This window comes from Streptomyces sp. BBFR2, from assembly GCF_044497305.1.
Taxonomy (GTDB): Bacteria; Actinomycetota; Actinomycetes; order Streptomycetales; family Streptomycetaceae; genus Streptomyces.
The window spans coordinates 4,435,469-4,455,768 of record NZ_CP172415.1 but is presented as its reverse complement, the minus strand read 5'-3'; the positions used below and the strand labels follow the sequence as shown (position 1 = coordinate 4,455,768).

At 72.9% G+C, this 20,300-nt stretch carries 17 protein-coding genes; 7 read left to right on the top strand and 10 right to left on the bottom strand.

Annotation, left to right across the window (positions count from 1 at the left end; translation table 11 throughout):
- The first annotated feature begins 26 nt into the window (after positions 1–26).
- On the top strand, positions 27–620 hold the full coding sequence (locus ACGH2B_RS18025; protein WP_399090354.1) for an isochorismatase family protein: 594 nt from the start codon (positions 27–29) through the stop codon (positions 618–620).
- Positions 621–779: 159 nt separating this feature from the next.
- On the opposite strand, the gene ACGH2B_RS18020 is transcribed toward ACGH2B_RS18025, so the two are convergent.
- From ACGH2B_RS18020 to ACGH2B_RS18005, 4 genes are all read right to left on the bottom strand, one after another.
- Positions 780–1,100 (bottom strand): hypothetical protein, encoded by a 321-nt coding sequence (locus ACGH2B_RS18020; protein WP_399090351.1) that lies wholly within the window; start codon positions 1,098–1,100, stop codon positions 780–782.
- 111 nt (positions 1,101–1,211) lie between these two features.
- On the bottom strand, positions 1,212–3,602 hold the full coding sequence (locus ACGH2B_RS18015; RefSeq protein WP_399090348.1) for an immune inhibitor A domain-containing protein: 2,391 nt from the start codon (positions 3,600–3,602) through the stop codon (positions 1,212–1,214).
- A 189-nt stretch (positions 3,603–3,791) separates the two neighbouring features.
- The gene (locus tag ACGH2B_RS18010; protein ID WP_399090346.1) at positions 3,792–4,592 is read right to left on the bottom strand and encodes an RDD family protein; all 801 of its coding nucleotides are present in this window, start codon (positions 4,590–4,592) and stop codon (positions 3,792–3,794) included.
- A gap of 368 nt (positions 4,593–4,960) precedes the next feature.
- Positions 4,961–6,556 carry an RDD family protein gene (locus ACGH2B_RS18005; protein ID WP_399090343.1) on the bottom strand — a complete coding sequence of 532 codons (1,596 nt, stop codon included), beginning with the start codon at positions 6,554–6,556 and terminating at the stop codon, positions 4,961–4,963.
- A 490-nt stretch (positions 6,557–7,046) separates the two neighbouring features.
- Here ACGH2B_RS18005 and ACGH2B_RS18000 point away from each other — a divergent pair, with 490 nt between their 5' ends.
- Complete coding sequence (locus ACGH2B_RS18000; protein WP_399090340.1) at positions 7,047–7,523, top strand: SsgA family sporulation/cell division regulator; 477 nt, start codon at positions 7,047–7,049, stop codon at positions 7,521–7,523.
- An 84-nt stretch (positions 7,524–7,607) separates the two neighbouring features.
- On the opposite strand, the gene ACGH2B_RS17995 is transcribed toward ACGH2B_RS18000, so the two are convergent.
- The 3 genes from ACGH2B_RS17995 to hppD form a co-directional block, all read right to left on the bottom strand.
- Positions 7,608–9,053, bottom strand: a complete 1,446-nt coding sequence (locus ACGH2B_RS17995) for a dihydrolipoyl dehydrogenase family protein (RefSeq protein ID WP_399090337.1) — start codon at positions 9,051–9,053, stop codon at positions 7,608–7,610.
- Between the two features lie 208 nt (positions 9,054–9,261).
- A complete protein-coding gene (locus ACGH2B_RS17990; protein WP_399090334.1) occupies positions 9,262–10,626 on the bottom strand; it encodes an FAD-binding oxidoreductase in 1,365 nt (454 codons plus the stop codon).
- A 237-nt stretch (positions 10,627–10,863) separates the two neighbouring features.
- On the bottom strand, positions 10,864–12,012 hold the full coding sequence (gene hppD / locus ACGH2B_RS17985) for a 4-hydroxyphenylpyruvate dioxygenase (protein WP_399090331.1): 1,149 nt from the start codon (positions 12,010–12,012) through the stop codon (positions 10,864–10,866).
- Positions 12,013–12,141: 129 nt separating this feature from the next.
- Between hppD and ACGH2B_RS17980 the strand changes: the two genes are divergently transcribed.
- The 5 genes from ACGH2B_RS17980 to ACGH2B_RS17960 are packed head-to-tail and all read left to right on the top strand — an operon-like array spanning position 12,142 to position 16,427.
- On the top strand, positions 12,142–12,609 hold the full coding sequence (locus tag ACGH2B_RS17980) for an Lrp/AsnC family transcriptional regulator (RefSeq protein ID WP_399090328.1): 468 nt from the start codon (positions 12,142–12,144) through the stop codon (positions 12,607–12,609).
- Positions 12,610–12,624: 15 nt separating this feature from the next.
- Positions 12,625–13,272 carry an ABC transporter permease gene (locus tag ACGH2B_RS17975; protein ID WP_399090325.1) on the top strand — a complete coding sequence of 216 codons (648 nt, stop codon included), beginning with the start codon at positions 12,625–12,627 and terminating at the stop codon, positions 13,270–13,272.
- Positions 13,265–14,548, top strand: a complete 1,284-nt coding sequence (locus ACGH2B_RS17970) for a betaine/proline/choline family ABC transporter ATP-binding protein (protein ID WP_399090321.1) — start codon at positions 13,265–13,267, stop codon at positions 14,546–14,548. Before ACGH2B_RS17975 ends, ACGH2B_RS17970 begins: the two co-directional genes overlap by 8 nt.
- Positions 14,545–15,429 carry an ABC transporter permease gene (locus tag ACGH2B_RS17965; protein WP_399090319.1) on the top strand — a complete coding sequence of 295 codons (885 nt, stop codon included), beginning with the start codon at positions 14,545–14,547 and terminating at the stop codon, positions 15,427–15,429. The genes ACGH2B_RS17970 and ACGH2B_RS17965 overlap by 4 nt, the downstream gene beginning before the upstream one ends.
- Entirely contained in the window at positions 15,429–16,427 is a 999-nt protein-coding gene (locus ACGH2B_RS17960; protein ID WP_399090316.1) for a glycine betaine ABC transporter substrate-binding protein, read from the top strand. Before ACGH2B_RS17965 ends, ACGH2B_RS17960 begins: the two co-directional genes overlap by 1 nt.
- Positions 16,428–16,523: 96 nt before the next feature.
- On the opposite strand, the gene ACGH2B_RS17955 is transcribed toward ACGH2B_RS17960, so the two are convergent.
- From ACGH2B_RS17955 to ACGH2B_RS17945, 3 genes are all read right to left on the bottom strand, one after another.
- Complete coding sequence (locus ACGH2B_RS17955; protein WP_399090313.1) at positions 16,524–17,303, bottom strand: S16 family serine protease; 780 nt, start codon at positions 17,301–17,303, stop codon at positions 16,524–16,526.
- A 98-nt stretch (positions 17,304–17,401) separates the two neighbouring features.
- Positions 17,402–18,043 (bottom strand): IclR family transcriptional regulator, encoded by a 642-nt coding sequence (locus tag ACGH2B_RS17950; protein WP_399090309.1) that lies wholly within the window; start codon positions 18,041–18,043, stop codon positions 17,402–17,404.
- 347 nt (positions 18,044–18,390) lie between these two features.
- A complete protein-coding gene (locus ACGH2B_RS17945) occupies positions 18,391–20,187 on the bottom strand; it encodes a DEAD/DEAH box helicase (protein WP_399090306.1) in 1,797 nt (598 codons plus the stop codon).
- Positions 20,188–20,300 lie beyond the last annotated feature (113 nt).

The window sequence follows — 20,300 nt, the reverse complement described above, 5'->3', positions numbered from 1 at the left end:
TCCCTTCCGTCGGAAAGGCACCGACCATGCACCGGGCACTGATCGTCGTCGACGTACAGAACGACTTCTGCGAAGGCGGCAGCGTCGCGGTGACGGGCGGGGCGGACGTCGCCGCCGCCATCACCGAACACGTGGACCGGGCCGCGGACGACTACCGCCACGTGGTCGCCACCCGCGACTACCACATCAATCCCGGCGCGCACTTCTCCGACCACCCGGACTTCGTGGACTCCTGGCCGGTGCACTGCGTGGCCGGGACCGAGGGCGGCGGCTTCCATCCCAACTTCGCCCCGGCCATCGCCTCCGGCACCGTGGACGCGGTCTTCGACAAGGGCGCGTACGCCGCCGCCTACAGCGGTTTCGAGGGGGCGGACGGGCAGGGCACCAAGCTGGCCGACTGGCTGCGCGCCCATGACGTCACCGAGGTGGACGTGGTCGGCATCGCCACCGACCACTGCGTCAAGGCCACCGCGCTCGACGCGCTCCGCGCCGGGCTGCGCACCCGGGTACTGCTCGATCTGACCGCGGCGGTGGCCGCCCCGACCACCGAGCGGGCGCTGGCCCAGCTACGGGAGGCGGGGGCGGAGCTGACCGGGGAGCCGGTACTCGCCAGGGGCTGACGGCGCGGGCGCGCCGGGAGTGGCGGACCGGGCACCGCGGGTCAGGCGGCCGTCGCACGACCGGGCCGGCACGCGGAGTGGCCCTGATCGCCGCAGGTCAGGCGGCCGTCGCACGGTGCCCCCGGCCGCCGCACGCCGGGCGGCCCCGGTCACCGCGGGTCAGGCGGCCCGTGCCGGGCGGAGCAGGGCGCGTATCGGGTGCCAGGACTCGGTGTCGTCGTCCGGGGTCTGGCGCCAGACGAGACCGTCGGGGTGGTGGAGGACGGCGGTCACCTCGTCCGGGGTGGGCGGGCGCGTGTTGCCGCGCAGGTAGACGGCGCGCAGTCCGAGGTTGCGCAGCCTGGTCAGGGCGCGCTGGCGGTTGGCGGCGTGGACGAGGACGCGTACCCGGTGGTCGTCGCATCCGGGTCTGGGCAGCGCCAGGGCGACCACCACGCTTCCGCCGGGAAGCCGGATGAAGCCGCCTTGGGACCTCTGCATTTCTCCCCCGTGAGGCTGGGTGTCAGCAAGCTGTCGTAGGACGCATCTAAACGTGATCGGCCGCCGCCCGCTAGAGGGCGACGGCCGATCAAGGTTTGACCTGCGGTTTTCTTACTTCTTTGTGGCGGGAGCCACCTGGAGCGTCACCGTGGAGCCGTCCTTGGCCTCCTTGGTGATCTTGATCCGGGTGTGGGTGTCAGGAACGAGCACGCCGCCGGTCGGGTTGGTCTTGTCGTAGTAGACGCCGTTGTGGTCGTCGAAGAGCGTGATGCCCTTCTTCGAGCGGATCTTCACCGGCGTGCCGTCCTTGTGGAGCAGCAGGGCGTCCGTGGACCGCTTGGTGAAGGTCGCGTCGTACGTCTGGAAGCGGTTGCGCATCAGCTTGCCGTCGGCCCACTTCTCGGCCTTCGGGTGGGCGTCGACCGGCAGGATCTGGCCACGGCCGGGGTGCTCGCCGACGTTGTTGTCCGCCTGCGAGGTGTCCCACAGCCAGATCAGCACGCCGGGCTGGAACGGGAAGTGCTCGACCCAGCCGGGCCGGTCGGTGGTCCAGCCGAAGTTGTACGGGCCGGTCTTCAGGGTCTTGTCGTACGAGACGTACCGGCGGTTCTCGGCCAGGTAGTACTGCGGGTAGTCCTTGGTGAAGGAGCCGCCGATGCGGGAGAAGCCGGTGGCGCTCCAGCCGTTGTCGCCGCTCTCGGCGTCGTCGGTGAGGACCGGCTTGCCGTCGGCGGTGATCGTGAGCGCGTCGGCGGCGAAGCCCTTGAGGGCCAGTCCGCCGTCGGTCTGGTAGCGGAACCGCAGGTCGATCTTCTTGCCGGCGTACGCGTCGAGCGGGAAGACCAGGTCGCGGTAGGCGCCGGAGGTGCCGGTCAGGCCGGGCTTGCCGCCGCCGTCGCGGGGGATGGCCCGGCCGTCGGCGGTGCCGTCCAGCGCGGTCCAGTCGGCGCCGCCGTCGGTGGAGACCTCGGCGTAGAGGAAGTCGTAGTTCTCCTCGATGTCCCACCAGCCCTTGAGGGCGAGCCGCGCCTTGGCGGCGCCGGTCAGGTCGACCTGGCGGGTGAGGGTGTTCTTGAGGTCGTTGCCCATGCCGCTCCACCACTGGCGGGTGCCCTGGGCGGGCTCGACGATGTCGGTCTTCACCGTCTTCGCGGGCAGGTCGACGACGAGCGCCTGCTTGTCCTTGGTGTTGTACTCGGCGACGCCCAGCTTGTGGGTGGAGGCGGTCGCGGCCTTCGCCTTGCCGTAGTTGAGCCAGCCGAGCTGGAGCTTGTCCCAGGCGCTCATGTCGCCGGGCAGGTCGCCGATCGCGTCCTTGCCGGTGCCCAGCCAGGAGCCGGCGGACATCAGCGACCAGAAGTCGACGGAGGACTCGCCGCTGCCGGTGGTGTCGTACTCGTCGGGGAGGCCGAGGTCGTGGCCGTACTCGTGGGCGAAGACGCCGAGGCCGCCGTTCTCCGGCTGCATGGTGTAGTCGCCGACCCAGATGCCGGTGTCGCCGATCTGCGTACCGCCGGCCTTGTTGTCCGCCGGGCCGGTCTTGCCGGCGTCGGTGCCGTACGCGTACCAGCGGTGGGCCCAGATGGCGTTGGTCTGCTGGGCGCCGCCGCCGGCCGACTCGTCCTCGCCGGCGTGCACGATCTGGAAGTGGTCGATGTAGCCGTCGGGCTCGTTGAAGTTGCCGTCGCCGTCGTGGTCGTAGCGGTCCCACTGGTCGTACTGGGCGAGGTCGGCCTTGATCTGCTCGGCGGTGCGGCCGGCGGCCTTCTGCTGTTCGGCCCACTTGTTGACGCCGTCGCGGACCAGGTCCCAGGCGTTGGCGCAGTTGGTGTCGCCGCAGTAGTTGGAGCCGTAACGGGCCTCGTTGAAGTCGACCTTGACCCAGTCGGTGACCTCGCCATCGACGGAGTAGCGGCCGGAGGACTGCTTCTCGTAGTACTTCGCCAGCGACTGCTTCTTCTTGTCGTGCGAGAAGTAGAGGTCCTGGAAGTGCTGCCGGCTGAAGTCGGGCTGCCAGGCGGTGCTGTTGTCGTCCTTGCGGTCCGGCCGCGCGATGGTGTTGTGCGCGGGGCCCGGCGTGCCGCCGTACTTCTTCTCGGGCGGCTTGGGGCCGTCGCCGTCCGGGTCGTACGTCGTGGTGTCGTCGACCTTGTCGCCGAAGTCCACCAGGATCGTGAAGATCTTGTCGGTCTTCTCCCGGGCCAGCTCGACGTACTTGCTCTTCCCGAGCTTGACGACCTGTGAGGCGCCCTTGCGGGTGGGCTTGGCGTCGCCGTCCAGCACCTGCTTGACGGCCTCCTCACGGCGGGCGGCCTGCCGGTCGCTGTACGGGCCCTTGAGGTCGTGGTCACCGCTCCGCTCGGGGGCGGGGTCGTGTCGGCGGGCGGCCGGGTGGGTGTCGGGGGCGGCGACGGCCGCCCCGGACGACAGCGAGGCCGCCCCGATCGCGGCGATCGCCGTGGCCAGGACGGCCGGTGTGAACACCCTTCTTCGCTCTCTCACGTGCGCTTTCCTCCCCTTCACGCAGACATGGTGAAGGGAATTTGACCGGAGAGGCGCCGGAAAAGACAGATCTTGACTTGGACACGACAGCGACGTACGGTATCCGGTCCGCTCGGTGCGCTCACCGGACATGGCAGCGCCCCGGCGGGCCTTCGGCCGTCACCGGGGCGCGGGCGTGGTGACGCGGTGTCAGACCGTCGACACCACCACCGTCTTGGCCGCCTTGTCGTGCAGACACTGCTGGTAGGGCTTGTCCCAGGTACACCACACGACGTTGACCAGCCAGAAGATCAGGCCGCAGCACGGCACGATCTCCGGCAGCGTGTAGACCGCCGCCCGTACCCAGCCCGCCTGGGTCGTCGGCACCGCGCCGTCCGTCAGCATCGCGACCCGGATCCGCATCGCCATCTTGCCGACGGTCTGTCCGCGGTGGGTCAGCATCAGCCCCTCGTAGACCAGGTACACCAGCATCGTCACGCCCGAGACCGTCGCCTGCTTACCGGTCTCGGCGTTGCTGGTGCTGGTGTAGTCGACCCAGCCGACGATGCCGCTCATGATCAGGCCGACCGGCACACCGATGATGATCGCGTCGATGATCCGCGCCACCAGCCGCCGCCCCCGCCCGGCGAGCGGCGGCATCCCGGCGAGCGGATCGGCCGCGCCGTGCTCCCCGCCGTACGGATTCCCGGCGTACCGGCCCCCGTAGGGGTCACCCCCGTACGGGCCGCCGCCCTGGGGCGTGCCCCCGTAGGGATCGTGACCGTACGGGCCGCCCGGGGGCGGGCCGCCGGGCCCGGGGCCGCCGGGCGGTGGGCCGCCGCCGTACGGGCCGCCCGCCCCGGGGCCGCCGGCGCCCCGGCCGGGCCAGGTCCCGCCGGGCGGGGGCTCCCCCTGCGGCGCGCCGCCCGCCGACGGCTCCTGGGGCTTCTTCAGGAACGGGTCGTCCTCCGGCCGTTCACCGGATCCGGACGGGGGCTGCTCGCTGCTCATGGCCCGAGTCGACCCCCTACGGGAGCGGGGCGCATCCGGCGAAGTCCGTTCGGGGGACGACACGCCGGTCCCCCTGGGCGGCGGCCCCGGGGCGGAACGGCGACGGCCCCCGGCGGGGAGCCGGGGGCCGAGAGGTGAGGCGTCGGGGTGCGGGGCCTGAGCCGGGCCGGGGGCGCCGGATGCCGGGCCGGGCCCAGCCGGGCCCGAGGCGCGGGGCCCGGCCCGGCCGGAGGGGCCGGACCCGGCCCGGAGACACCGGCCGGGCGCCGCGCTCCCCGGGCGCTCCGCCGCAGGTCAGCGGCGCAGGCCACCGCTCACCGCGCAGTCCGCGTTCAGGCCACCGTTCAGTCCGCCGTTCAGTCCGCCGTTCAGTCCGCCGCGACGAACGTGCGGGCCGCCTTGTCGTGCCAGCACTGGCGCCAGGGCTTGTCGAAGAGGCACCAGGCCGCGTCGAGCACACCGACGATCAGGAAGCCGAGCACGCCGAAGACCAGCCAGCGCTTGATCAGGGCCGTCAGCTCGGGGGTGTCGTGGCTCTCGATGTCCACGACCCGCACCCCGCACACCTTCTTGCCCAGGCTGCGGCCCCACTTGAGCGTCGGCAGCAGCTCGATCAGCCCGCCGCCGATCACCACCGCCGCCAGCACCGCGAGGACCAGCGGAGCCGTCCCGCCGTCGAGCAGATAGACCGTCACCTCACGGCCGGACTCCTTGGCCGCCGCGATCTTCGCGTCGATGTGGTCCACCGCGCCGCCCCACAGCGGCAGCGCGACGAGGACCGTCAGTACCGCGACGAGCGCCAGGTCGATCAGACGGGCCGCCAGCCGGCGGCCGAGCGCCGCCGGATGCGCCTGCTCCGTGGCGAACGGGTCGGCGGTCGGCGGCTTCCACGGGATGACGCCGTCGTCACCGCCCGCACCGCCCGGGAACGGAAAACCGCCCCCGGCACCCGGACCGGGCTGCGGTCCGGCCTGCGGCGGCACCGGCCCGGGGCCGGGCGCGGGCGGTGCCTGCGGCGGGTTGAACGGCGCCTGCCGGGGGTGCGGGTGCTGCGGATGCGGCGGGTAGGCCGGTCCGCCCGCGCCCGCGCCGGGCATCGACTGCGGACCGCTCGGCGCCGGAACGCCCGGCCCGCCGGGACCGGGAAGGCCGGCGGCCGGGGCGGGAGCGGCGGGCGGAAGCTGCCCGCCGGCCGGGGCCTGGCCCGCGGGCCCGCCCTGCCCGGCGACCGGGGGCCGACCGGCGGCAGGCGCCTGCCCCGCGGAGCCGCCCTGACCGCCCTGACCCGCGGCCGGGCCGGGCCGCTGGGGCAGCCGGATCGCCATCGTGCCGCCGTCCTTGGGCGCCGGAGCGTCGCCCGGCCGGACCCTACGGATCGCGGTGGTGCCCTGGTCACGGGCGGGCGGACGGACCGCGCGGATGGCGACGGTGCCGTCCGGCCGCGCGGGCCGCTCCGGCTCCTCGTCCCGCGGCCCGGACTCCGCGTCGGCGCCGCCGCGCTCCCGGGGCGGCGGTACCGCGCCCGCGGGCTCCTCCGTGGCGGAGGGTGCGTCGGGCGCGCCCCATGAGACGGGCCCGGCGGCGCCGGTGCCGCCCTGCTGCGCGGCGTCGGCCCGCCAGGCGGCGGCGGGCGCGGGCCCGCTGCCGTGCAGCCGGGCCGGGTCGTCCCAGGAGAGCGGGGCCTCGCCGCCCGCGCCCGGTGCCGCGGCGGAGTCGTCGAGGAAGACCGGACCGGTCTCCTCCGCCGCCGGGACGGCGGGCGGTGCGGCCGCCGGGGCGGGGGCCGGAGCGGGCACGGCGCCCGGCGGCGGTGCGGGCATCGCCTCGCCCTCGGCCGGGGCCGGCCGGCTGGTGCCCGGGACCCACGCGGCACCGTCCCAGTACCGGATGTAGCCGGGGATGGACGGGTCCGGGTAATACCCCCCAACGGGTACGTTTCCACTACTACCGGGGGATTCCGCCACTGTCCCCAACTCCCCTCACGTCCCACGCCTGTGCTCGCTGCGCCGCCTGCCTCCGGTGGCCCCCGGCCGCGCCGCGCGCGGGACGGGGCCGCTTCCGGGGCCCTCGGCGTGACCGTCCGCCGTGCCCCGGCTGCCGCGGGGGCACCGTGCTCGGCGTCGATCGTCCACGGAGGAGGTTAACGAAGAACGGCGGGGCGGCAGAGCGGGAGGCGAACGGGCGGCCGGACCCTCGAACGCGGGCCCGAGACATCCGGCGGGGACATCCCCGGACGAACCCGTGCGCTCCGCCGCCCGGACGGGCCGCACCGGTCCCGTAAGGGCCGTTCCGTACCGGTCGGCCGGGTGCGCGGAACCACCTGGACGGAGGCGGCGAAAAAATCCGCGAAGAATTTTCCAGAAGTCGCGTAAGGATCCGTGTGCCTGCGGCCTCTCTCCTTGTGCGGGCGGAAAACACGGGGCCCGTACAGCGAAGCGGAGAGGTGGAAAACCGATGCACAGCGTGGTGGAGCGAGAGTTGGAACTGGGTCTGGTCGTCTCCCCGGAGCAGAGCGTTCCGGTGCCGGCCCGGCTGGCCTACCGCACCGACGACCCGTACGCGGTCCACATCACCTTCCACATCGGCTCGGACGCGCCCGTCAACTGGACGTTCGCGCGCGAGCTGCTGGTCGAGGGCGTGTTCCGGCCCTGCGGTCACGGCGATGTGCGGGTGTGGCCGACGAAGGTGGACGGCCGGAGCCTGGTCTGTATGGCGCTCAGCTCGCCGGACGGGGACGCCCTCCTGGAGGCGCCCGCCGCCGCGGTGTCGGCGTGGCTGGAGCGCACGCTGCGGGTCGTCCCCCCGGGCTCGGAGCAGGAGCACCTGGGCATGGACAAAGGACTGAGCGAGCTGCTGGCGATGGCGACCGGCGACGCGCCGTGGGCCGGCGAGCCGTGGCCGTCCGACGAGACCCCGGACGCGGGTGCGTGAGCCGTGCCGGACACCGTGCCGGGCGCCGGATCACCGATCCCCCGCCCGGCACCGCGCGCACGGCTCCCCCGGCCCGCTCCCGGGTCAGCCGCGGTACGCCTCCAGCAGCCGCAGCCAGACCTCGCTGATCGTCGGGTAGGCGGGCACGGCGTGCCAGAGGCGTTCGAGGGGGATCTCGGCGGCCACCGCGAGGGTCGCCGAGTGCAGCAGTTCGCCGACCCCGGGGCCGACGAAGGTGGCGCCGAGGACGGTCTCGCGGTCCAGGTCGACGATCATCCGGGCGTGCCCGCGGTAGCCGTCGGCGTAGAGGGCGGCGCCGGCGACGGCGCCGAGGTCCGCGTCGACGGCGCGGATCCGGTGTCCGGCGCGCTCCGCCTCGGCGAGGCTCAGGCCCACCGCCGCGGCCTCCGGGTCGCTGAAGACGACCTGCGGGACGGCGGCGTGGTCGGCGGTGGCGGCGTGCGCGCCCCAGCGGTCGGTCTCCAGGAGGGGGACGCCCCGAGCCCGTGCGACGAGGGCGGCTCCGGCGATGCGGGCCTGGTATTTGCCCTGGTGGGTGAGGAGCGCGCGGTGATTGACGTCGCCGACGCCGTAGAGCCAGTCGTTGTCCGCGAGATCGGTGACGCGGCAGGTGTCGTCGACGGTCAGCCAGGAGCCCGGGGTGAGGCCGACGGTCTCCAGGCCGAGGTCGTCGGTGCGCGGGGCGCGGCCGGTGGCGATCAGCAGCTCGTCGGCGACGATCTCGTCGCCGTTGTCCAGTTCCACGGTGACCGGCCCGCCCGGCGCCTCCCGGCGCACCCGGGTGACGCCCGTCCCGGTCCGCAGCAGCACACCCGCCTCCGCCAGCGACGCGGCGACCAGCCGCCCGGCGAACGGCTCCATCCGGGGCAGCAGCCCCTCCCCCCGTACGACGAGGGTGACCGCGGCGCCCAGGGCGCGCCAGGCGGTGGCCATCTCGACGCCGACGACACCGCCGCCGACGATGACCAGCCGGCCCGGTACGGACGCGGCGCTGGTGGCCTCGCGGCTGGTCCAGGGGGCTGCGTCGGCGAGCCCGGGGATCGGCGGCAGGACGGCGCGGCTGCCGGTACAGAGGGCGACGGCGTGCCGGGCGCGGAGCGTCCGCTCCCCGTCCACGACGACTTTCCGCGGCCCGGCCAGCCGGCCCTGACCGCGGACCAGCTCCACCCCGACCGACTCCAGCCAGCGGACCTGGCCGTCGTCCTTCCAGTGTGAGGCGAAGGCGTCGCGGTGGGCGAGGACGGCTTCGGCGTCCAGGGGTCCTGCGACCGCGTCCTTGAGGCCGGGTACCCGGCGGGCCTCGGAGCGGGCGGTGACCGGGCGCAGCAGCGCCTTGCTCGGCATACAGGCCCAGTAGGAGCATTCGCCGCCGACGCGTTCGCTCTCGACGATGACGGCGCTCAATCCGGCGGCGTGCGCCCGGTCGGCGACGTTCTCGCCGGTGGGGCCCGCCCCCACCACGATCACGTCGTACGTCTCACCGTCCGCGGTCGTTGCGCTGGCTGGCATCGGCTGCTCGCTCCCTGCGTGGGGCCGCGGCCGGGCGGGCCCGGCCGCGTACGGTCGCCGCCGCGCGGAAGGCGGCGGGCAGTTCCCATCGTGCGTCCGGGGCGGCGGGGCCGCATCCGGCGGTGGGGCGCGCCCGGTGGCGTACGGGGCGGGGACGCGGCGCCCGGACCGTACGGCGGTGGCGGGCCGTGAGGGGCCCGCCCCGGTGTCAGAACAGCTTCCCGGGGTTGAGCAGGCCCAGGGGGTCGAATGCCTGCTTGATGGAGCGGTGCATTTCGAGGCCGACGGGGCCCAGTTCGCGGGCGAGCCACTCCTTCTTCAGGATGCCGACGCCGTGTTCGCCGGTGATCGTGCCGCCCAGTTCGAGGCCGAGGGCCATGATCTCGTCGAAGGAGGCGCGGGCCCGGCGGGACTCGTCGGCGTCGGCGGGGTCGAAGCAGACGGTGGGGTGGGTGTTGCCGTCCCCGGCGTGGGCGCAGACGCCGATGGTCAGGTCGTACTTCGCGGCGATGGCGGCGGTGCCGTGAAGCATCGCGGCGAGCTGCGAGCGGGGGACGCAGACGTCGTCGATCATGGTGGCGGAGCGGACGCGTTCCAGGGCGAGGAGGGTGACGCGGCGCGCCTGGAGCAGCAGTTCCGACTCGGCCTCGGTGTCGGCGGGGACCACCTCGGTGGCGCCGGCGGCGGTGCACAGCGCGCCGAGGGCGGCGAGGTCGGCGGCGGCGTCGGGGGTGTCGAAGGCGGCGAGGAGCAGCGCCTCGGTGGTGTCGGGCAGGCCCATGCGCGCGTAGTCGTTGACGGCGCGGACGCAGGTGCGGTCCATCAGCTCCAGGAGCGACGGGGTGTGGCCCTCGGCCATGATCGCGCAGACCGCCGCGCAGGCGGCCTCGGTGGAGGGGAACTCGGCGGCGAGCGCGAGCTGCCGCGGCGGTTTCGGTTTCAGGGCGAGGACGGCGCGGACGACGACGCCGAGGGTGCCCTCGGAGCCGACGAAGAGGCGGGTGAGGTCGTAGCCGGCGACGCCCTTGGCGGTGCGGCGGCCGGTCGACAGCAGCCGGCCGTCGGCGAGGACGACATCGAGGCCGAGGACGTACTCGGCGGTGACGCCGTACTTGACGCAGCACAGGCCGCCGGAGGCGGTGCCGATGTTGCCGCCGATGGAGCACTCCTCCCAACTGGAGGGGTCCGGCGGGTAGTACAGCCCGTGCTCGTTCACCGCGCGGGAGAGGACGGCGTTGATGACGCCCGGCTCGACGACGGCGGTGCGGTCGACGGGGTTGATCTCCAGGATGCGGTCCATCTTGACGAGCGAGAGGACCAGGCAGCCGTCGGTGGCGTTGGCCGCGCCGGACAGGCCGGTGCGGGCGCCCTGCGGGACGACCGGGACGCGCAGCGCGGTGGCGGTGCGCATGACGTGCTGGACCTCTTCGGCGGTGCGCGGCAGGACGACCGCGGCGGGCCGCCCGGCGTCGCAGAAGCCCGCCATGTCCCGGGCGTAGGCGCCGGTGACGTCCGGGTCGGTGAGGATCGCTTCGTCGGGGAGGCCGGCGCGCAGCCGTGCGAGAAGGTCCATGGCGTCAGCGTCGCATCCGCGGGGGCCGTACGGAAGATCACGGCGGGGACGGAACCCGGCCATCCGCACCGGCGGCCGCCGGGCCCCGCGGCGGGCGTGCCGCGGCGGCCCACCGCCCCGTCGGACGGGACGGGGCGGCGGGCCGGACGCGGCCGGGCGCCGGCCGGTCGGGCGCGGGGAAGCTCCGGCGGCGCCGCGGTGTGCGGGCCGGTGGCGAGGTGGCCGCCGGCGGGGCGGTCAGAGGTTGCCGCGGCGCTCCTGCTCGCGCTCGATCGCCTCGAAGAGGGCCTTGAAGTTGCCCTTGCCGAAGCCCATCGAGCCGTGCCGCTCGATCATCTCGAAGAAGACGGTCGGCTTGTCCTGGACCGGCTTGGTGAAGATCTGCAGCAGATAGCCGTCCTCGTCGCGGTCGACGAGGATCTTCAGCTCGCGCAGCGTCTCGACGGGCACCCGCGTCTCACCGGCCCACTCGCCGAGGGTGTCGTAGTACGAGTCGGGGGTGTCGAGGAACTCCACACCCGCCTCGCGCATGGCGCGGACACTGGCGACGATGTCGTTGGTGGCGAGCGCGATGTGCTGGACGCCCGGACCGCCGTAGAACTCCAGGTACTCGTCGATCTGCGACTTCTTCTTGGCGATGGCCGGCTCGTTGAGCGGGAACTTCACCTTGCGGGTGCCGTCCGCGACGACCTTCGACATGAGCGCGGAGTACTCGGTGGCGATGTCGTCGCCGACGAACTCCTTCATGTTGGTGAAGCCCATGACGTTGTTGTAGAAGGCCACCCACTCGTTCATCCTGCCGAGTTCGACGTTGCCGACGCAGTGGTCGATGGCCTGGAAGCGGCGGGGTCCGGTGGCGACGAGCGGCTTGGCGGGGACGTAGCCCGGCAGGTACGGGCCGGTGTAGTCGCGGCGTTCGACGAGGGTGTGCCGGGTCTCGCCGTAGGTGGCGATGGCGGCGCGGACGACGGTGCCGTGCTCGTCCTTCGTCTCGTAGGGCTCCTCGATGCCGGTGGCGCCGTGGGCGGTGGCGTAGGCGTACGCGGCGCGGGCGTCGGGGACCTCGATGGCGAGATCGACGACGCCGTCACCGTGGGCGGCGACATGGTCGGCGAGGAAGCGGCCCCAGTCGGAGGACGGCTTGATCACGGAGGTGAAGACGAACCGGGCGCCGCCGGATTCGAGCACGTAACTGGCGGTCTCGCGGCTGCCGTTCTCCGGTCCGGAGTAGGCGACGCGGGTCATGCCGAAGGCGGTGGCGTAGTAGTGCGCGGCCTGCTTGGCGTTGCCGACGGCGAAGACGACCGCGTCCATCCCCTTGACCGGGAAGGGGTCCGCCTGTCGGGCCGTGCCGGGGGTGGGCTGAGTGTGCATCGTGTCTGCCATGGCCGCAGATTCCCTCCGATCCACAAGGTGCGCAATAGTTCGCGTATCTACTGGGCACTATGCCTAGCGGTTCGGGGGTTGTGCCGGGCTATCTGTACAGGATGACCATCGGTAACGGAGGGATGCGCGGTGGCGATCGATCATTTGGACGGGCGGCTCATCGAGCTGCTGGCGCGCGAGCCGCGGATCGGGGTGCTGGAGGCGTCGCGGCGGTTGGGCGTGGCGCGCGGCACCGTCCAGGCGCGGCTGGACCGGCTTCAGTCGAATGGAGTCATCAGGGGTTTCGGCCCGGAGGTGGACCCGGCGGCACTCGGCTACCCGGTGACCGCATTTGCCACATTGGAGATCAAACAAGGCCAAGGAGCGGACGTACGTGCTCACTTGACGACCGTTCCTGAAGTGTTGGAGCTGCATACAACGACCGGACATGGGGACATGCTCTGCAGGCTCGTCGCACGCTCCAACGCCGATCTCCAACGTGTGATCGACCTGGTGGTCGGTTTTGATGGCATCGTGCGGGCCTCGACGGCGATCGTGATGGAAAATCCGGTCCCGCTGCGCATCATCCCTCTGGTGCAACAGGCGTCGGAGGACTGACGGAGGAGGGGGCCAGTGAGCTTCTGGGAGTACCTCGGCAGCCGCCACGCCCAGTTGCTGACCGACGCGGCGCAGCACGCCAGCGCGGTCTTCCAGTGCATGGTGGCCGCCACCGTCCTCGGCGTCGCGCTGGGCGTCGCGACGTACCGCAGCGAATGGGCCGGACACCTCGCGACCACCGCCACCTCGACGATCCTCACCGTCCCCTCGCTGGCCCTGATCGGTCTGCTCATCCCGATCGTCGGCCTCGGCGTCGCCCCGACCGTCATCGCCCTGACGCTGTACGGGCTGCTGCCCGTCGTCCGCAACGCCATCGTCGGGCTGCGCGGGGTGGACGCCACGCTGGTGGACGCGGCGCGCGGCATCGGCATGTCCCGCGCCGCCCAATTGCTGCGGGTGGAACTGCCGCTGGCCTGGCCGCCGATCCTCACCGGTATCCGGGTCGCCACCCAGATGCTGATGGGCATCGCCGCCATCGCCGCCTTCGCGTCCGGCCCCGGTCTCGGCAACGAGATCTTCCGCGGCATCTCGTCGCTGGGCAGCGCCAACGCCCTCAACCAGGTGCTCTCCGGCACGCTCGGGATCGTCGTCCTCGCCCTGCTCTTCGACGCCGCGTACGTCCTCATAGGACGGCTGACCATTCCCAGGGGGATCCGTGCCTGAGACGTCCGTGCCCACCGCCGAAGGGGCCGCCGCGCCCGCCGCGGTCTCCGGTGCCAACATCCGGCTGGAGAACCTCACCAAGCACTACCCGGGCAGCCCGGCGCCCGCCGTGGACGATGTGACGATGGAGATCGACGCCGGTGAGCTGGTCGTCTTCGTCGGCCCGTCGGGCTGCGGCAAGTCCACCACGCTGAAGATGATCAACCGGCTGATCGAGCCGACGTCCGGCCGGATACGCATCGGCGACCGCGACGTCACCGGCATGGACCCGGTCAAACTGCGCCGCACCGTCGGCTACGCCATCCAGTCCTCGGGCCTCTTCCCGCACATGACCGTCGCCCAGAACATCGCCCTCGTCCCGAAGATGACCGGCTGGTCCAAGGCGCGGACGAAGAACCGCGTCGAGGAGATGCTCGACCTCGTCGGGCTCGACCCGGGCGAGTTCCACGGGCGGTACCCGCGCCAGCTCTCCGGCGGGCAGCAACAGCGCGTCGGCGTCGCCCGGGCGCTCGCCGCCGACCCGCCGGTGCTGCTGATGGACGAGCCGTTCGGCGCCGTCGACCCGATCACCCGCGACCACCTCCAGGACGAGCTGATCCGGCTCCAGCACGAGCTGCACAAGACGATCGTCTTCGTCACCCACGACTTCGACGAGGCGATCAAGCTCGGCGACCGGATCGCGGTGCTCCGCGAGCGCTCCCACATCGCGCAGTTCGACACCCCCGAGGCGATCCTCACCAACCCCACCGACGACTTCGTCTCCGGCTTCGTCGGCGCCGGCGCCGCCCTCAAACGCCTCAACCTCACCCGCGTACGGGACGTCGGCATCGTCGACTTCCCCACCGCCGGCGTCGACGACCCGCTGTCGTCCATCTTCGACCTGCTGCGCGACGGCGACACCAACGAGGTGCTGCTGCTCGACCGCCACCGCCGCCCCTACAAGTGGCTGCGGCGCGGCGATCTGATGCGCGCGAAAGGAACGCTGGCGCGCGCCGGGACGCTGGTGCACGACACCGTCACCCGCGACGCGACGCTGCGCGACGCGCTGGAGGCGGTCCTCACCGACAACACGGGCCGGGTCGCGGTCACCGGACGGCGCGGCGAGTACATCGGCGTCGTCGACATGGAAACGCTGATGAACAACGTCCACGAACTGCTGGAGGCCGACCGCCTGGAGGCCATCGAACACCGCCACCAGTTGGAGGAGGCGCGGGCCCGCCGCACCCGCATGGCGCAGGAGGGCGTGGGCGAAGGCGGCGCGGGGGCCCCGGCATGAGCCCCCGCGAGGAGCGCCGCGCACCCCGCGACGAGCGGCCGCCGGGCGAACACGAGGTGGGCGGGCTGGCGTTCCGGGACGAGATACGTGAGCGGGAGGACACGGGCGCCGCCGCCGCGTCCGCGGCACCGCCCCGGGGGCTGCGCCGGATCACCTGGCAACAGGCGCTGGCCATGCCGCTGTTCCTGGCCGCCGCGCTCCTCGCCACCTGGCTCTGGTTCCGCGGCGCCCGCCTCGACTCCATCGCCCACCAGGCCGTCGACAACGGCAAGGTCGGCCTCGCGGTGCGCCAGCACATCCAGCTCACCGCCGTCTCCACCTTCTTCGTACTGATCATCGCGATCCCGCTGGGCATCGCGCTGACCCGCGCCCGGCTGCGCCGCGTGACACCGTTCGCGGTCGCCGTCGCCAACCTCGGCCAGGCGGTGCCCGCCCTGGGCCTGCTGGTGCTGCTCGTCATCTGGCTGGGCATCGGCACGAGAGCCGCGGTCATCGGCATGGTGGTCTACGCGGTGCTCCCGGTGCTCGCCAACACCATCGCCGGACTGCGCGCCATCGACCCGACGCTGACGGAGGCGGCCCGCGGCATCGGCATGTCCGCGACCGGTGTGCTGGCCCGGGTCGAACTCCCGCTGGCCGTCCCGCTGATCCTCGCCGGGGTGCGTACCGCGCTGGTGCTGAACGTCGGCACCGCCACGCTCGCCACGTTCGGCGGTGGCGGCGGGCTCGGCGACCTGATCTCGGCCGGCATCATCACCCAGCGGATGCCGGTCCTCGTCCTCGGCTCCGTGCTGACCGTGGCGCTCGCGCTGCTGGTCGACTGGCTGGCCCAACTCGTCGAAGTGCTGCTGCGGCCGCACGGTCTGGAGGGAACGCGCTGATGGCACCGAGCCCCGTGCGCCGCCGCCCGCGCCGCACCGCCCGCGCCGCCGCCCTGGCCGCCGTGGTCACCCTCCTCGGCGGCTGCGGTCTGGTCAGCGGCAGCCCGATGACCGACAACGTCCGCCCCGGCACCCTCGGCCGCGGCCTGCCCCTCAAGGGCGCCCAGTTGACCGTGACCTCCAAGGAGTTCACCGAGAACATCATCCTCGGCCAGATCATGGGCCTGGTCTTCGAGGCGGCCGGCGCCACCGTCATCGACAAGACCAACATCCAGGGCAGCATCGGCGCCCGCGAGGCGGTCCGCAGCGGCACCGCCGACGGCATGTACGAGTACACCGGCACCGGCTGGATCACCTACCTCGGCCACGACAAGCCGATCACCGACCCGCATCAGCAGTGGGTCGCGGTCCGCGACGCCGACCGCGCCAACAACCTCGTCTGGCTGCCGCCCGCCCGCCTCAACAACACTTACGCGTTCACCCTCAACCGCGCCAACGCCCGCAAGTACGGCGTCACCACGCTCTCCGGCATGGCGGCGCTGCTGAAGAAGGACCCGGGGGCGGTGACCCTCTGCGTGGACAGCGAGTTCGCCGCCCGCAACGACGGACTGCCCGGCATGGCGAAGCGGTACGGCATGCAGCTCCCGCCGGGCAACATCCACAAGATGACCAGCGGCGTCGTCTACACCCAGACCTCCCAGGGCACCGCCTGCACCTTCGGCGAGGTCTACACCACCGACGGCCGCATCAAGGCGATGCACCTCACCGTCCTCGCCGACGACAAGCGCTTCTTCCCCAACTACAACGCGGCGCCCGAGATGTACGCCCCGACGATGAAGAAGCACCCGGAGATCGCCGGACTCCTCAACCCCGTCACCGAGGCGCTGGACAACACCGTCGCCCAGAAACTGAACGCCCAGGTCGACGTCGAGGGCAAGGACCCCCACGAGGTCGCCAAGGAGTGGCTGATCGCCAAGGGATTCATCAAGGAGGGGTGAGGCGGCGGCAGGCGGCGGGGACCTCACGCCTCCCGGCCGGGCCGAGGACCGCACGCCTCCCGCCCGACCGGGCTCACCGCACGGCCCCGCCCCGCCTCAGCAGCTCGGGACCGACCCGCCGCTCTTCAGCGCCTTGAGCGCGTCCAGCGCGCCCTTGAGAGTGGTGACGGGGATCAGCCGCATCCCGCGGGGCCGCTCCGCGACCGCCTGGGAGCACTCCGCCTTCGGGACGAGGAAGAGCCGGGCGCCGTCGCGGTGCGCCGCCCGCATCTTCAGCGGCACCCCGCCGACCGGGCCGACGCTCCCGTCGGTCTCGATGGTGCCGGTACCGGCGATGGTCCGGCCGCCGGTCAGCTCGCCCCCAGAGCCGTCCCCGTCGAGCTTGTCGATGATCCCGAGGGCGAACATCATCCCGGCGCTCGGCCCGCCGATGTCCGCCAGCCGCAGGGTGACCTCGACGTCACGGGCCGACCGGTGCAGCTGCCCCAGCGCGGCGCCGACCGCCGCGTCCTGCGACTCCTTCATCTCCGCGGCGTTGTGCCGCGCGACCTCCTCGGTGTTGTCGCCCACCGGGTAGACCGATTCGGACGGCATCACCGCCTCGTCCGCGCGGAACCAGCCCCGGACCAGGTCCGGCAGGTGCACCGGGGCGTCCGGCCCGGTGGCGACGATCGCCGTCATCCGTAGCTGGCCGCTGGTCCGGCGGGTGTCGGCACCGGAGATGGTGATCACCGGTTTCCCCTTGTTGTCGCCGAGGACGTTCGCCGTCGGCCCCGGGTACGCCAGCGAGTACGGCAGCGGCGCGAGGGCGGCGGTCAGCAGCAGGGCGAGGACCAGGGCGGCACAGATCGTCAGGGCACGAGCGCGGGAGGACACCCCGCCACCCTAGAGGACCCCGGACCGGGCACCGGCACCGCACGTCCGGCACGGGCACACCCCGCGGACCGCCCGGCGGCGCGCACCGCCCGGCCGGTTCAGCGCAGCGCCTCCGCGACCTCCCGCGCCGCGTCGACCACCCGCGGACCGATCCGCTCGGAGACGGCGTCGGCGAGCATCACCACGCCCACACTGCCCTCGATACCGCTGACGCCGAGCAGCGGTGCGGCGGCGCCGCTCGCGCCCGCCTCCAGCTCGCCGTGGGTCAGCGCCAGCCCGGCGTCCTGGACCCGGCCCTGACGGGCCTTGAGGATCGCCCGCCCGGCGGCCCCGCGGTCCAGCGGATGCCGGAACCCGGCCCGGTACGCGACGTGGTAGTCCGTCCACGTCGGCTCCACGACGGCGACGGCCAGCGCTTCGGTGCCGTCGACGAGGGTGAGGTGCGCGGTGGCACCGATGTCCTCGGCGAGCGAGCGGAGCGCGGGCAGCGCCGCCTCCCGCACCAGCGGATGCACCTGCCGGCCCAGGCGCAGTACGCCCAGACCGACGCGGGCTCTGCCGCCGAGATCCCGGCGGACCAGCGCGTGCTGCTCCAGCGTGGCCAGCAGACGGTAGACCACGGTGCGGTTGACCCCGAGCTTCTGGGAGAGCTCGGTGACGGTCAGGCCGTGGTCGGTGTCGGCGAGCAGTTTGAGGACGCGCAGTCCCCGGTCGAGCGTCTGGGAGGTCTCCGCGGTCACGACGCCCCCTCCTGGTCGAGTGGCGGCATCATCGGCGCGGGGCGCTGCGGTCCCGGTGCAGCGCGCGCAAGAGGCCGCCGGCCGCATGCACCGGCTGCGCTCCGCGGCGGCGCTGCCACGGGGCGTGTGCGTGACGGGACAGTAGCGAGCTGGTCCGGTCAGCGGAAGTCCCCGTCCAGAATCCGGTCTTTCCCGTCCGGAATGTTCGCTAAATCCCCCTGACCTGCGAGTAACTTTCCCTGCCCGCACCGCGGTTGACGTAGCTCGCGCCCGCCTCCGCACCGTACGCGAAGAGGCGGTGCGCCGGGCGCACCGCCTCCTCACTCAGCTCCGCGGGCCACGCCCGCTCACTTCATCCGCGTGGCCCACTCCCGGACCTTCTTGATCCGCTCGGTGAGCTGACCGGCGGTGGCCTCCGCGCTCGGCGGGCCGCCGCAGACCCGGCGCAGCTCGGTGTGGATCACGCCGTGCGGTTTGCCGCTCTGGTGGACGTACGCGCCGACCAGCGTGTTCAACTGCTTGCGCAGCTCCAGCATCTCCTTGTGGCTGACCACCGGGCGCCGCTCGGCCGGCAGCTCCAGCAGATCCGCCTCTTCCGCGGGCTTCTTCTTGGAGTGCGCGATCTGCCGCGCCTGCCGCTTCTGGAGCAGCATCTGCACCTGGTCCGGCTCCAGCAGCCCGGGGATGCCGAGGTAGTCCTGCTCCTCCTCGCTGCCCGCGTGCGCCTGCATGCCGAACTCGGCGCTGTTGTAGAGCACCCGGTCGAAGACCGCGTCCGACTCCAGCGCCTCGAACGAGAACTGCTCCTGCTCCCCGGTGTCCTCGTCCTGCGCCTGGTTGGCCTCGTCCATCTCCTTCTCGGACTCGGCGTACGGGTCCTCGTCCCCGTCCTTCTTCGGCTTGTCCAGGACGTGGTCGCGCTCGACCTCCATCTCATTGGCGAAGCCGAGCAGCGTCGGGACGGTCGGCAGGAACACCGACGCCGTCTCGCCGCGCTTGCGGGACCGTACGAAACGGCCCACGGCCTGCGCGAAGAAGAGCGGGGTGGAGATCGTCGTGGCGTACACGCCGACGGCCAGGCGCGGGACGTCGACGCCCTCGGACACCATCCGGACCGCGACCATCCAGCGGTCGTCGGAGGCGGCGAAGTCGTCGATGCGCTGCGAGGCGCCGCTGTCGTCGGAGAGCACCAGCGTCGCGCCGCGCCCGGTGATCTCCCGGATCAGCTTGGCGTACGCCCGCGCCTGCTCCTGGTCGGAGGCGATGACCAGCGCCCCGGCGTCCGGGATGCTCTTGCGGACCTCGCTCAGCCGCTGGTCGGCGGCGCGCAGCACGTTCGGCATCCAGTCGCCGCGCGGGTCCAGCGCGGTCCGCCACGCCTGCGAGACGGCGTCCTTGGTCATCGGCTCACCGAGCCGCGCCGCGATCTCGTCACCCGCCTTCGTCCGCCAGCGCATGTTGCCGCTGTAGGACATGAAGATCACCGGGCGGACGACGCCGTCGGCGAGGGCGTTGCCGTAGCCGTAGGTGTAGTCGGCGGACGAGCGGCGGATGCCGTCGTTGCCCTCCTCGTACGTGACGAAGGGGATCGGGTTGGTGTCGGAGCGGAACGGCGTACCGGTCAGCGCGAGCCGCCGGGTGGCCGGTTCGAACGCCTCCAGGCACGCCTCGCCCCACGACCTGGAGTCACCGGCGTGGTGGATCTCGTCGAGGATGACCAGCGTCTTGCGCTGCTCGATGCGGTTGCGGTGCAGCATCGGCCGGACGCCGACACCGGCGTACGTGATCGCGATGCCGTGGTACTCGCGGCCCAGCGGGCCCGCGCTGTACTCCGGGTCGAGCTTGATCCCGACCCGCGCGGCGGCCTCCGCCCACTGCTTCTTCAGGTGCTCGGTCGGGGCGACGACGGTCACCTGCTGCACGACGTGGTGGTGGAGCAGCCACGAGGCGAGGGTGAGCGCGAAGGTGGTCTTTCCGGCTCCCGGGGTCGCGACGGCGAGGAAGTCCCGGGGCTGGGTCTGGATGTACCGGTCCATGGCCGCCTGCTGCCAGGCGCGCAGCTTGTTCGCGGTACCCCAGGGGGCCCGGCCCGGGAAGGCCGGGGACAGGTGGTGATTGCTGGTGGCGCTGGTGGTGGTAGTCACGGTCTCCGTCGGCTGGCTCGGCGATCGGCAACCGCGTCAGCCTACCGGGGCGAGGCGGGGCGGCGCGGTGTTCCGGCCGTCCGGGCGCCGGGGTTGGGACCGACCTCACACCG

Bases quoted from the DNA above. Each gene is read 5' to 3' on its own strand.
- ACGH2B_RS18025 (WP_399090354.1), top strand. From the start codon at position 27: ATGCACCGGGCACTGATCGTCGTCGACGTACAGAACGACTTCTGCGAA.
- ACGH2B_RS18020 (WP_399090351.1), bottom strand. From the start codon at position 1,100: ATGCAGAGGTCCCAAGGCGGCTTCATCCGGCTTCCCGGCGGAAGCGTG.
- ACGH2B_RS18010 (WP_399090346.1), bottom strand. From the start codon at position 4,592: ATGAGCAGCGAGCAGCCCCCGTCCGGATCCGGTGAACGGCCGGAGGAC.
- ACGH2B_RS18000 (WP_399090340.1), top strand. From the start codon at position 7,047: ATGCACAGCGTGGTGGAGCGAGAGTTGGAACTGGGTCTGGTCGTCTCC.
- ACGH2B_RS17995 (WP_399090337.1), bottom strand. From the start codon at position 9,053: ATGCCAGCCAGCGCAACGACCGCGGACGGTGAGACGTACGACGTGATC.
- ACGH2B_RS17990 (WP_399090334.1), bottom strand. From the start codon at position 10,626: ATGGACCTTCTCGCACGGCTGCGCGCCGGCCTCCCCGACGAAGCGATC.
- hppD (WP_399090331.1), bottom strand. From the start codon at position 12,012: ATGGCAGACACGATGCACACTCAGCCCACCCCCGGCACGGCCCGACAG.
- ACGH2B_RS17965 (WP_399090319.1), top strand. From the start codon at position 14,545: ATGAGCCCCCGCGAGGAGCGCCGCGCACCCCGCGACGAGCGGCCGCCG.
- ACGH2B_RS17960 (WP_399090316.1), top strand. From the start codon at position 15,429: ATGGCACCGAGCCCCGTGCGCCGCCGCCCGCGCCGCACCGCCCGCGCC.